Source organism: Variovorax sp. P4_B10, from assembly GCF_056402375.1.
On the sequence record NZ_JBFUHN010000029.1, the window covers coordinates 61,135 to 73,867 of the forward strand.

Here is a 12,733-nt window from a genome sequence, read left to right on the forward strand (position 1 = left end):
CCCCTCGACCTGGCTCCTCCCCTTCCTTCCCCCTCCGGGGGGAAGGGCAAAGAAATCTATGTACACCAAACTTTGCCGCACCCTCGCCCGTGCCTGCATGTGGTTGGGCATCTTCGGTCTCGTCGCGGTGATCTGCGCCGTGAGCTGGCAGGTGTTCGGCCGCTATGTGCTCAACAACACCCCCACCTGGGCTGAAAGCCTCGCGCTGCTGCTGGTGATCTACGTCACGATGTTCGGCGTGGCCGTCGGCGTGCGCGACGCGGGCCACATCGGCCTCGAATCGTTCCTCGTGCTCGCGCCCGACTGGCTGCGGCTGAAGATGGAATACCTGATCCACGCGCTGATCCTGACCTTCGGCCTGGCCATGGCCTGGAACTGCGCCTCGCTCGCCGAATCGGTGTGGGACTACAGGCTGCCCACGCTCTGGATTTCCGAGGGCTGGAAGTACGTGCCCGCCTCGGTGGCCGGCGTCCTCATCGTGATGTTCTCCATCGAACACATCATCGCGCTCGCCCAAGGCCGCGAAGTCGAACCCGCCTGGGGCTGAACCGCATCATGACGATCCCTCTCCTCATTCTTTGCCTCTCGTTCACGCTCTTCCTGCTGCTGGGCGTGCCGGTCGCTTTCTCCATCGGCCTTTCGGCCCTGGCCACGCTGCTCTATGAAGGCTTGCCGCTCGAGGTGGGCTTCCAGCAGATGACCTCGGGCATGGGCATCTTCTCGTTCCTCGCGATTCCGTTCTTCATCTTTGCCGGCGAGCTGATGCTCTACGGCGGCATCGCGGACCGCATCGTCAACTTCGCGCGCAATCTCGTGGGCCATGTGCGCGGCGGCCTCGGCATGTCGAACGTGGTGGCCTGCACGCTGTTCGGCGGTGTCTCGGGCTCGCCCGTGGCGGACGTCTCGGCCATGGGCGCCGTGATGATCCCGATGATGAAAAAAGAGGGCTATCACGCCGACTACGCAGTCAACGTGACGACCCACGCGGCACTGGTGGGCGCGCTGATGCCGACCAGCCACAACCTGATCATCTATTYGCTCGCAGCGGGCGGCAAGGTGTCGATCGCGGCGCTGATCCTGGCGGCACTGCTGCCGGCGGCGGTGCTCACGCTCAGCAACCTCGCAGCCGCCTACCTGGTGGCGGTGAAGCGCGGCTATCCGGCCGGCAGCTTCCCGGGCTGGTCCATCGTGGCGCGCTCGTTCGCGGCGGCGCTGCCGGGCCTGTTCATCGTGGTGCTGATCCTCGGCGGCATTCTGTCGGGCATCTTCACGGCCACCGAATCGGCCGCCGTGGCGGTGCTCTATGCGCTGGCCCTGACGATCTTCGTCTACCGCACGTTGAAGTGGGAGCACTTCGTCAAGGCGGCCTCGAAGGCCGTGCGCACCACCGGCGTGRTCCTGCTGCTGATCGGCATCTCGAGCACTTTCGGCTACCTGATCAGCCTCTACGGCGTGGCCGAACTCACGGGCCAGATGCTGTCGCAGATCACGAGCACGCCATGGGTGATCTTCCTGCTCATCAACATCATCCTGTTCGTGCTGGGTACCTTCCTCGACATGGCGGCGACGATCCTGCTGTGCACCCCGATCTTCCTGCCCATTGCCCAACACTACGGCATGAGTTCGGTGCAGTTCGGTATCGTGATGCTGATCAACTGCGCGCTCGGCCTCAACACGCCGCCGGTGGGCACCACGCAATTCGTCGGTTGCGCGATCGGCGGCGTGTCGGTGGGCACGGTGATGAAGACCATCTGGCCGTTCTACGGCGCGCTGATCTTCGCGCTCGCGGTGGTCACCTTCGTGCCGGCCTTCTCGACGTGGCTGCCGAGCATGTTCATGGTAGTCAAGTAAAAACCGAGAGAGAGGTCCCGCGATGGCCGATTCCGAAAACCGACCGCTCTACATCCGCATGCACGCGGCGGACAACGTCGCCATCGTCGCGAACGATGGCGGCCTGAAGGCCGGCGCCACGTTCGCCGACGGCCTCGCGCTGGTGGACAACGTGCCCCAGGGCCACAAGGTGTCGCTGACCGACCTGGCCGAGGGCGACGCCGTCGTCCGCTACAACGTGGTGATCGGCTACGCGCTGAAGGCACTTCCGCGCGGCAGCTGGGTGCACGAGCGCCTGCTGCAGATGCCGGCGGCGCGCGCCCTCGACGGGCTGCCGATCGCCACGGTCAAGCCGCCCGAGCAGCCACCGATCGAGGGCTACACCTTCGAGGGCTATCGCAACCTCGACGGATCGGTGGGCACCCGCAACATCCTCGCCATCACGCAGACCGTGCAATGCGTGGCGGGCGTGGTCGATTTCGCGGTGCAGCGCATCAAGGCCGAGCTGCTGCCGAAGTACCCCCATGTCGACGACGTGGTGGGCCTGTCGCACAGCTACGGCTGCGGCGTGGCGATCGATGCGCCCGATGCCGTCATCCCGATCCGCACACTGCGCAACATCAGCCTCAACCCGAACTTCGGTGGCGAGGTGATGGTCATCAGCCTGGGCTGCGAGAAGCTGCAGCCCGAGCGCCTGCTGCCGCCGGGCAGCATCCCGCTGGTGGACGAGCGCAATGTGGCCGACGTCGGCACCACGGCGGATGAAAAACTCGACGTGGTGTGCCTGCAGGACGACGCGCATGTCGGCTTCATGTCGATGATCGACTCGATCATGCGGCAGGCCGAGGAACACCTCGAGCGGCTGAATGCCCGCAAGCGCGAGACCGTGCCGGCCAGCGAACTGGTGGTGGGCGTGCAGTGCGGCGGCAGCGATGCATTCTCCGGCGTCACCGCGAATCCCGCCGTGGGCTTCTGCACCGACCTGCTGGTGCGCGCCGGCGCCACCGTGATGTTCTCGGAGGTGACCGAGGTGCGCGACGGCATCGACCAGCTCACCTCGCGCGCGACCACCCCCGCGGTGGCCGAGGCGATGATCCGCGAAATGGCCTGGTACGACGCCTACCTGGATCGCGGCCGCGTCGACCGCAGTGCCAACACCACGCCGGGCAACAAGAAGGGCGGGCTCTCGAACATCGTCGAAAAGGCCATGGGCTCGATCGTGAAGAGCGGCAGCGCGCCGATTGCGGGCGTGGTCGCCCCGGGCGAGAAGGCGAAGCAGAAAGGCTTGCTCTATGCCGCGACGCCCGCCAGCGACTTCATCTGCGGCACGCTGCAGCTGGCCGCCGGCATGAACCTGCACGTGTTCACCACCGGCCGCGGTACGCCCTACGGCCTGGCCGAGGTGCCGGTGATCAAGGTCGCCACGCGCAGCGATCTCGCGCGCCGCTGGCACGACCTGATGGACGTGAACGCGGGCCGCATCGCCGACGGCGACGCCACCATCGAGGACGTGGGCTGGGAGCTGTTCCGGCTGATGCTCGACGTGGCGAGCGGCAGGAAGAAGACCTGGGCCGAGCACTGGAAGCTGCACAACGCGCTGGTGCTCTTCAACCCCGCGCCCGTGACCTGACCTCGAAAGGAAACATCCATGGAAGACCTCAAGGACAAGACCGCGCTGGTCACCGGCGCCAGCACCGGCATCGGCGCCGCGGTGGCCGTTGCGTTCGCCGCGCGCGGCATGCGCGTGGCGGTGCACTACAACAGCTCGGCCGATGCGGCGAACCAGGTCGTCGCGACGATCCGCGCGGCGGGCGGCACGGCCTTCGCGGTGCAGGCCGATGTGCGCGACACCGCCGCGATCCGCGAATGCGTGAAGCAGACCACGGCGCAGTTCGGCCGCATCGACGTGCTGGTGAACAACGCCGGCAGCCTGGTCAAGCGCGTGCCCATCGCCGAGTTCGACGATGCGCTGTTCGACGAAGTGATGCACATCAACGCGCGCTCGGTGCTCGCGTTCTGCCGCGAGGTGGTTCCGCTCATGCGCACCCAGGGCGGCGGCAACATCATCAACGTGACCTCGGTCGCGGCACGCACCGGCGGCGGGCCGGCCGCGTACCTGTACGCGGGCTCGAAGGGCTTCGTGAGCACCGCGACGCACGGGCTGGCGAAGGAACTCGTGGGCGACCGCATCCGCGTCAACGCGGTGGCGCCGGGCGTGATCCAGACGCCCTTCCAGGACCGCTTCTCGACGCCCGCGATGCTGGAGAACTTCAGGGCGAGCATTCCAATGGGCCGCATCGGCGAGCCCGAGGAATGCGTCGGCGCCTTTCTCTACCTCGCCTCGGAGCAGCTCTCGGGCTATGTCACCGGGCAGGTGATTGAAGTGAACGGCGGGCAGTACATGCCCTGACGCGCGAGGAACACGAGGACGTCTTTCGAGGCGTGCAGGATCAGATCAACAACGGAGACAACGACATCATGAGAAGAAGCAGATTCCTTCGCGGCCTCGCCGCCCTCTCGGCCACGGCGACGCTCTCGCTCGGACTGGCCGCAACAGCCGCGGCGCAGGCCAACGACTTTCCGAACCGCACGATCGAGCTGCTGGTGCCCTACCAGCCCGGCGGCGGCACCGACGGCCTGGCACGCGCTTTTTCCGAAGCGAGCCGCAAGCACATCGCGCAGAGCATCGTGATCGTCAACCGCCCCGGCGCCGGCGGCGCCATCGGCTGGACCGAGGTGATCAACGCCAAGCCCGACGGCTACAAGCTCGCGGTGCTCACGGTCGAACTGCTCACGCTGCCGCACCTGGGCCTGGCCAAGTTCAACTACGACGACTTCCAGCCGATTGCCCAACTCAATGCCGATCCGGCCGCGATCACCGTCAAGGCCGATGCGCCGTGGAACACCATCGAGGAATTCCTCGCCGCAGCGAAGAAGTCGCCCGAGAGCATCCGCGTGGGCAACTCGGGCAACGGCTCGATCTGGCACCTCGCGGCCGCAGCGCTGGAAGACAAGACCGGCACCCGGTTCGGCCACATCCCGTTCCAGGGTGCGGCGCCCGCGGTGCTGGCGCTGCTGGGCGGCCACATCGAGGCGGTGGCGGTGAGCCCGGCCGAGGTGACGACGCATGTGCAGGGCGGCAAGCTCAAGGTGCTGATGGTGATGGCCGACAAGCGCGTGAAGGGCTTCGAGAAAGTTCCCACCGCCAAGGAGCGCGGCATCGACCTGTCGATCGGCACCTGGCGCGGCCTCGGCGCGCCGAAGAACACGCCACCCGAAGTGATGGCGAAGCTGCGCGAGATCACGGCCAAGACCGCGGCCGAGCCGCTGATGCATGAAGTGATGGACAAGCAGAACCTGGGCTACGTCTACACCGACGGCGCGGCGTTCAAGGAAACGCTGGCCAAGGACAACGCGTATTTCAAGGCGTTGATCACCAAGCTGAACATCAAGCCATGACCATGCATCGCTCACTCCGCGCCGGATTTGTGTTGTTGCTGTCGATGGCCGCCGCTCACGCGTCGGCCGCGACCTGGGTCTACGTGTCGAACGCCGACAGCCAGGAAATCTCGGTGCTCGCGCTGGACCGCGACAAGGGCTCGCTGACGCCGGTGCAGACGCTCAACGTCGGCGGCACGGTGATGCCGATGGCGGTGAGCCACGACAAGCGCGTGCTGTATGCCGCGCTGCGCTCGCAGCCGTTCCGCGTGGCCAGCCTCTCGATCGACGCCGCCACCGGCAAGCTGCAGAAGCTCGGCGAGGCGCCGCTGGCCGACAGCATGGCCAACATCGACCTCGACGCGAGTGGCAAGTGGCTCTTCGCCGCTTCGTACGGGGGCAACAAGATCACGGTCAATGCGATCGGCAAGGACGGCGCGGCAGGTGCGGTCCACCAACTGGTCCAGACCGCGCCCAACGCGCATGCGATCCATGCGGATGCAAGCAACCGCTTCGTGCTCGCAACCAGCCTGGGCGGCGACAACGTATCGAGCTGGCGCTTCGATGCCGAGAAGGGCTTGCTGTCGCCGAACGATCCGCCGCTCACCACCACGGCCGCAAAAGCGGGGCCGCGCCACTTCGCCTGGGACAAGGCGCAGCGCCATGTCTACCTGCTGGACGAGCTGGATGCGGCACTGCATGTGTTCGCGTGGGATGCCGCACGCGGCACGCTGAAGCTGGTGCAGAGCACGACCACGCTGCCCGCCGGCTTCAGCGGCAAGCCCTGGGCCGCCGACCTGCACCTGACGCCCGACGGGCGCTATCTGTACGCGTCGGAACGCACGTCGAGCACGCTGTCGGCATTCAAGGTCGATGCCGCAACCGGGCAACTGCAGCCGCTCGGCCAGACCCCGACCGAGAAGGTCCCGCGCGRCTTCGCGATCGACCCGAGCGGTCGCTACCTGATCGCCGCGGGGCAGGAGTCGCACAGCATTTCGCTCTACGCCATCGATGCCGCGACGGGCGCACTCGGCAAGCCCGAGCGCCTGGCCGTGGGCAAGAACCCGAACTGGATCGAGATCGTGGACATGCCCTGACCGGCCGAAGTCCATCGGACATTCAACATAGCTACTGGAGACAACGCACATGCAACGCCGCACACTGATTCGAACCGCCCTCGCCTCTTCGCTCGCCACGGCCCTGCCCGTGTTCGCGCAAAGCAGCAACAACTGGCCGACGGGCAAGGCCATCACCTACCTCGTGCCCTTTCCCGCAGGCGGCACCACCGACGTGCTGGGCCGGCTGATCGGGCAGAAGCTCGGCACCGTGCTGGGCACGAGCGTGATCGTCGACAACAAGGGCGGCGCGGGTGGCAGCGTCGGCTCCGAGATCGGCGCACGCGCAGCGCCGGACGGCTTCACGCTGGTGGGCGGCACGATCAGCTCGCACGCAATCAACGTGAGCCTGTACCCCAAGCTCGGCTACGACCCGCAGAAGTCGTTCGCCCCGGTGACGCTGATCGGCACCAATCCGGTGGTGCTGGTGGTGAACCAGGCCAGCCCGTACAAGACATTGAAGGACGTGCTCGAAGCGAGCAAGACGAAGTCGGGCGGCCTCTCGTCGGCCTCGGCGGGCACGGGCACATCGCAGCACCTGGCGCTGGAACTGCTGGCATTCAAGTCGGGCGTGAAGTTCACGCACATTCCCTACAAGGGCAGCGGCCCGGCCATCCAGGACGTGATCGGCGGCCAGGTCGACATGATGTTCGACACCACGGTGGTCGCGGGCCCGCACATCCAGAGCGGCAAGCTGCGCGCCATCGCCGTGACCTCGGCCAAGCGCCTGGCCTCGATGCCCGATGTGCCGACGGTGGCCGAGTCGGGCCTGCAGGGGTTGAAGGATTTCGAGGTGGTGTCGTGGCAGGCGATCTTCGTGCCCGCGGGAACACCGGCGCCTGTGGTCGATCGTCTGCACACCGAGATTCGCAAGATCCTCGCGACACCCGAGATGCAGGACAAGCTCAAGGGCTTCGGCATGGAGCCGGCGGATCTCTCGACGGCGCAGGTCGCAGCCTTCCAGAAGGCTGAAGTGGAGAAGTGGGCGCAGGTGATCAAGGCTGCCGGGATCAAGGCGGATTAGTCGTCGCGGGGGCGGCGTCAACGTTGCGCGGCATACCCGGGGGCTTTTGTTTCGGGGTGCGTGCATTCGGGGCGCGTGCACAGGCCACCGGGTGCTCCCCTCCGCGAATGTCCCCCGGGGGCTGCGCCCCCTCCTCCTTTATTTCGCTGCGGGGAGCACCCGGTGCCCTGCGCACGATGGGCACGGCTCTGGTGCTGGCCGATCAACCACGGCTCTGAACGATCACGCTGGCGGTGTACTCTGCGCAGCGAAATAAAGGAGGAGGCCTGCGGCCCTAGGCCGCGCCGGGGGACATTCGCGGAGCAGAGCACACCGTCGGCGTGATCGCGCCCCGAACAACGGCACCCCAAACACGACAACGCGGCGAACAGAAAAGCAAGGCTTCCGTTTCAGGAGCCAAGACCCGAGGGAAGCCTCCTACGCCCCCCGAGGAAACCGCTTTATAGAATGCCCCTCCAATCCGCATTCGAGGCTTCCCCCAACGTGTCCGACCGCTCAGCAGTTCTGCCCCAATACCTGTTCCCCAAGCAGGCACTGACCAATTTCGCCGGCTGGGTTGCGGGGAAGGAACGCGGTGCCGTCACGACGTGGATCATTCGCCGCTTCGTCGCCAAGTACGGCGTCGACATGGGCGAGGCCCTCGAGTCCGACATCCACCACTACAAGAGCTTCAACCAGTTCTTCACGCGTGCCCTCAAGCCCGGCATGCGCCCACTCGCGCAGGCCGACCTGGTCTGCCCCGTGGAYGGCGCCATCAGCCAGTTCGGCGCCATCGAAGGCGACCAGATCTTCCAGGCCAAGGGCCACAACTACACCACCACCGCACTGGTCGGCGGCGACGCCGCGCTGGCCGCGAAATTCGCGGACGGAAGCTTCGCCACGCTCTACCTGAGCCCCAAGGACTACCACCGCATCCACATGCCCTGCGACGGCCGCCTGGTGCGCATGATCCATGTGCCCGGCGACCTGTTCTCGGTCAACCCGACCACCGCGCGCGGCGTGCCCGGCCTCTTCGCGCGCAACGAGCGCGTGGTCTGCGTCTTCGAGTCCGCGCGCGGCCCCTTCGTGCTGGTGCTCGTGGGCGCCACCATCGTCGGCAGCATGGCCACCGTGTGGCACGGCGTCGTCAATCCGCCGCGCGTCGGCGAGCTGCGCGAATGGCACTACGACGACCAGCAGATCGACATCCGCAAGGGCGACGAGATGGGCCGTTTCTTGCTCGGGTCCACCGTCGTCATGCTGTTCCCGGCGCCTGCGCTGGCTTTCAATCCCGATTGGTCGCCCACCCGCGCGATCCGTCTGGGCGAAGCCATGGCCAATTTCGCGAATTTGTGAGGCTTTGTCTCACAACCCGCATGCAGCATACCCTCACAGCTATAAAACTAGTAGCATTCTCATCCTTTGCGCTATAGTCGTCGGCCAGCCAGACGGTCCATAACCAATCACAAACAAGAATGCGAGGCATCGGCCTGTTCCAGGTCCATGGCCCGCCCAGCTTCGAGGAGATGATGTCGATGAGTACCAAGGAAAACGCAGCCGTCAGCCAGTTGCTCGCACTGCTCGAGGCCCGCTATGCGCTGCGTGTGCTCTGGGCCCTGCGCGACGGTCATGCCCAGACCTTCCGCCTGCTGCAGGACAGCGTCGGCGGCATCACTCCCAATACGCTCAACACCCGCATCAAGGAACTGCGCGAGGCCGGCATCGTCAGCCACGGCAGCGACGGGTATTGCCTCACCCTCAGCGGGCAGGACCTGCTCAAGCGCCTCTCCGACCTGCAGGCCTTCGCCGGCAAATGGCAGCTGGGCCAGATCAAGAAGGCCGCCGCCCCCGTGGCGCCCGCACCGGTTGCGGCACCGGCCGCACCTGTCGTTCCGTCCCCTCCCCCCTCTTCTCCCCCTCCTCCCCCTCCTCCCCCTCCTCCACCGCCCCCCGCTGCGCCCTCCGACTCGACGAGCTGAGCGGGCCGCCGGCCCGGCATCGGTAAACTCCGCGCCTTCGATCCAATTCACCATTCCATCGACGCAAGGAGCGTTTCCCATGCCTACCACCCCCTCCGGCCTGCAATACGAAGACACCGAAGTCGGCACCGGCGCCGAAGCCAAGGCTGGCCAGCACGTGCACGTGCACTACACCGGCTGGCTCTACAACGACGGCGTGCAAGGCGCCAAGTTCGATTCGAGCCGCGACCGCAACGACCCGTTCGCGTTCTCGCTGGGCGCCGGCCAGGTCATCAAGGGCTGGGACGAAGGCGTGGCCGGCATGAAGATCGGCGGCAAGCGCACGCTGATCATCCCCGCATCGCTGGGCTATGGCGCCCGCGGCGCCGGCGGCGTGATTCCCCCGAACGCCACCCTGAAATTCGACGTCGAACTCCTGGACGCACACTGATTTAGGCTCGCCCCCAGGCTGCCCACTTCGTGTGGCCGCCAACCCTCTGCCGGGGGCAACACCTGCGGCCCGGCGAAGCCGGTTCCGCGGTGTTTCGCGAGGGAACACCCTCAAAACCCTGTGTAGCGGCCCTTTTTTCGCCACATTTTTTCGCTTGAAATGCCCTAGGCCAGCCCCAACTGGCTGGCTATCGTTTGTTTCCCGGCTCCCGCCGGTTCTTTGAAAATGTCTGACCCGCAACAATCCGCACAGAATTCGCAAATGCTGCAAGGCGAGCCCAGCCCCGAAGAACTGGAGGCTGCACAAGCCGCCAATGAAGCCGAGGCGCTGGACGCCCTGGCCGTGGCCCAAGGCGAACTCGCTGCCTTGCAGACCCGGAATACCGAATTGGCCGATCAGTACCTGCGCGCCCAGGCCGACGTTCAAAACGCCCGCCGCCGCGCCGACGAAGAAATTACCAAGGCCCGCAAATTCGCGGTCGAGGCCTTTGCCGAGAGCCTGCTGCCGGTGACCGACAGCCTCGAAGCCGGCCTGGCGATCAAGGACGCCACGCCCGAGCAGATCCGCGAAGGCGCCGAAGCCACGCTGCGCCAGCTCAAGAGCGCGCTCGAACGCAACAAGGTGATCGAAGTGGCCCCCGCCCCCGGCACCAGGTTCGACCCGCACCAGCACCAGGCCATCTCGGTCGTGCCCGCCGACCAGGAACCCAACACCGTGGTGAACGTGCTCCAGAAGGGCTACACCATCAACGAGCGCGTGCTGCGCCCGGCGCTGGTCACGGTCAGCGCGCCGAAGTAACCGATCGCACAGCGCACACGATTCCCACAGGAAATCCCCGCTCCGTCCCTTGAATCGAGCCGGGTTATCCACAAGTTCATAACAACATATTTTTCAGGCTTTCAGGAGTAAAGAACATGGCAAAGATCATCGGCATCGACCTCGGCACCACCAATTCGTGCGTGTCGATCATGGAAGGCAACACCACGCGTGTGATCGAGAACTCGGAAGGTGCGCGCACCACGCCATCGATCGTCGCGTACCAGGAGGACGGTGAAGTCCTCGTCGGTGCCTCGGCCAAGCGCCAGGCCGTCACCAATCCCAGGAACACGCTGTACGCGATCAAACGCCTGATCGGCCGCAAGTTCGAGGAAAAGGAAGTCCAGAAGGACATCGACCTGATGCCCTACACCATCGCGAAAGCCGACAACGGCGACGCATGGGTCGAAGTGCGCGGCAAGAAGATCGCCCCGCAGCAGGTCAGCGCCGACATCCTGCGCAAGATGAAGAAGACCGCCGAAGACTACCTCGGCGAAACCATCACCGAAGCCGTGATCACGGTGCCGGCCTACTTCAACGACGCGCAGCGCCAGGCCACCAAGGACGCCGGCCGCATCGCGGGCCTCGACGTCAAGCGCATCATCAACGAACCCACCGCTGCAGCCCTGGCCTTCGGCCTCGACAAGCAGGACAAGGCCGACCGCAAGATCGCCGTGTATGACCTCGGCGGCGGTACCTTCGACATCTCGATCATCGAGATCGCGGACGTCGACGGCGAGAAGCAGTTCGAAGTGCTGTCGACCAATGGCGACACCTTCCTGGGCGGCGAAGACTTCGACCAGCGCATCATCGACTACATCATTGCCGAGTTCAAGAAAGAGCAAGGCGTCGACCTGAGCAAGGACGTGCTCGCGCTGCAGCGCCTGAAGGAAGCCGCTGAAAAGGCCAAGATCGAGCTGTCGAACAGCGCGCAGACCGACATCAACCTGCCCTACATCACGGCCGACGCCTCGGGTCCGAAGCACCTGAACATCAAGCTCACGCGTGCCAAGCTCGAAAGCCTGGTCGACGAGCTGGTCGAGCGCACCATCGCGCCCTGCCGCCTGGCCATCAAGGACGCCGGCATCAGCGTGTCCGACATCAACGACGTGATCCTGGTCGGCGGCATGACCCGCATGCCCAAGGTGCAGGAAAAGGTGAAGGCCTTCTTCGGCAAGGAACCGCGCAAGGACGTGAACCCCGACGAAGCCGTGGCTGTCGGCGCCGCCATCCAGGGCCAGGTGCTCTCGGGCGACCGCAAGGACGTGCTGCTGCTCGACGTGACTCCGCTGTCGCTCGGCATCGAGACCATGGGTGGCGTCATGACCAAGATGATCTCGAAGAACACCACGATCCCGACCAAGTTCGCGCAGACCTTCTCGACCGCCGAGGACAACCAGCCTGCCGTGACGATCAAGGTGTTCCAGGGCGAACGCGACATCGCCTCGGGCAACAAGCTGCTCGGCGAGTTCAACCTCGAAGGCATTCCGCCGGCATCGCGCGGCACGCCGCAGATCGAGGTGAGCTTCGACATCGACGCCAACGGCATCCTGCACGTCGGCGCCAAGGACAAGGGCACCGGCAAGGAAAACAAGATCACCATCAAGGCGAACTCGGGCTTGAGCGAAGACGAGATCCAGAAGATGGTGAAGGATGCCGAGATCAACGCGGCCGACGACAAGAAGAAGCTCGAGATCGTGCAGGCCCGCAACCAGGGCGAAGCCATGGTGCACAGCGTGAAGAAGTCGCTGGGCGAACATGGTGCGAGCCTCGAAGCCCCCGAGAAGGAAGCGATCGAAACCGCGATCAAGGACCTGGAAGAAGCCCTCAAGGGCGAAGACAAGACCGTGATCGAGGAAAAGACCAACACGCTGATGACGGCAAGCCAGAAGCTCGGCGAAAAGATGTATGCCGAATCGCAGGCTGCGGCAGGCGCCGCGGCCGCCGGAGGCCCGGCTGGCGCGGAAGCTGCTGCAAGCGCGCAGGCCGACGACAACGTGGTCGACGCCGAAGTCAAGGAAGTCAAGAAAGGCTGATCCACAGCCCCTTGACCAAGGCTGGATCACCCCACGGGGTGCTCCAGCCTTTCTCGCTTCAAGTTACCCGAGTTACCGCTGTCTCC

Annotated in this window: 11 protein-coding genes and 1 pseudogene; all 12 read left to right on the forward strand. The window is 65.6% G+C overall.

All coding sequences use genetic code 11. The annotated features are described in order from the left end of the window. Positions 1–58: 58 nt before the first annotated feature. The 12 genes and pseudogenes from AC1DXX_RS15425 to dnaK all read left to right on the forward strand — a co-directional run bounded on the left by AC1DXX_RS15425 (position 59) and on the right by dnaK (position 12,647). On the forward strand, positions 59–547 hold the full coding sequence (locus AC1DXX_RS15425) for a TRAP transporter small permease (RefSeq protein ID WP_478135075.1): 489 nt from the start codon (positions 59–61) through the stop codon (positions 545–547). 8 nt (positions 548–555) lie between these two features. Beyond that, the gene (locus AC1DXX_RS15430; RefSeq protein ID WP_478135076.1) at positions 556–1,851 is read left to right on the forward strand and encodes a TRAP transporter large permease; all 1,296 of its coding nucleotides are present in this window, start codon (positions 556–558) and stop codon (positions 1,849–1,851) included. A gap of 22 nt (positions 1,852–1,873) precedes the next feature. Beyond that, positions 1,874–3,460 carry a galactarate dehydratase gene (gene garD, locus AC1DXX_RS15435; protein ID WP_478135077.1) on the forward strand — a complete coding sequence of 529 codons (1,587 nt, stop codon included), beginning with the start codon at positions 1,874–1,876 and terminating at the stop codon, positions 3,458–3,460. 18 nt (positions 3,461–3,478) lie between these two features. Continuing rightward, a complete protein-coding gene (locus AC1DXX_RS15440; protein WP_478135078.1) occupies positions 3,479–4,240 on the forward strand; it encodes an SDR family NAD(P)-dependent oxidoreductase in 762 nt (253 codons plus the stop codon). Between the two features lie 68 nt (positions 4,241–4,308). Continuing rightward, positions 4,309–5,289 carry a Bug family tripartite tricarboxylate transporter substrate binding protein gene (locus tag AC1DXX_RS15445; RefSeq protein ID WP_478135079.1) on the forward strand — a complete coding sequence of 327 codons (981 nt, stop codon included), beginning with the start codon at positions 4,309–4,311 and terminating at the stop codon, positions 5,287–5,289. A gap of 2 nt (positions 5,290–5,291) precedes the next feature. Next, complete coding sequence (locus tag AC1DXX_RS15450; protein ID WP_478135080.1) at positions 5,292–6,365, forward strand: lactonase family protein; 1,074 nt, start codon at positions 5,292–5,294, stop codon at positions 6,363–6,365. 49 nt (positions 6,366–6,414) lie between these two features. Next, complete coding sequence (locus AC1DXX_RS15455; RefSeq protein WP_478135081.1) at positions 6,415–7,407, forward strand: Bug family tripartite tricarboxylate transporter substrate binding protein; 993 nt, start codon at positions 6,415–6,417, stop codon at positions 7,405–7,407. Between the two features lie 483 nt (positions 7,408–7,890). Continuing rightward, positions 7,891–8,742: an archaetidylserine decarboxylase gene (gene asd / locus AC1DXX_RS15460; protein ID WP_478135087.1), complete on the forward strand. Its 852-nt coding sequence runs from the start codon at positions 7,891–7,893 to the stop codon at positions 8,740–8,742. A 179-nt stretch (positions 8,743–8,921) separates the two neighbouring features. After that, positions 8,922–9,224: pseudogene (locus AC1DXX_RS15465) on the forward strand (winged helix-turn-helix transcriptional regulator); the annotation flags it as partial. A gap of 220 nt (positions 9,225–9,444) precedes the next feature. After that, a complete protein-coding gene (locus AC1DXX_RS15470; RefSeq protein WP_013540334.1) occupies positions 9,445–9,795 on the forward strand; it encodes an FKBP-type peptidyl-prolyl cis-trans isomerase in 351 nt (116 codons plus the stop codon). Positions 9,796–10,020: 225 nt separating this feature from the next. After that, positions 10,021–10,593, forward strand: coding sequence for a nucleotide exchange factor GrpE (gene grpE, locus AC1DXX_RS15475; protein WP_478135082.1), 573 nt, complete (start codon positions 10,021–10,023; stop codon positions 10,591–10,593). A 116-nt stretch (positions 10,594–10,709) separates the two neighbouring features. Next, positions 10,710–12,647 (forward strand): molecular chaperone DnaK, encoded by a 1,938-nt coding sequence (gene dnaK, locus AC1DXX_RS15480; protein ID WP_478135083.1) that lies wholly within the window; start codon positions 10,710–10,712, stop codon positions 12,645–12,647. Positions 12,648–12,733 lie beyond the last annotated feature (86 nt).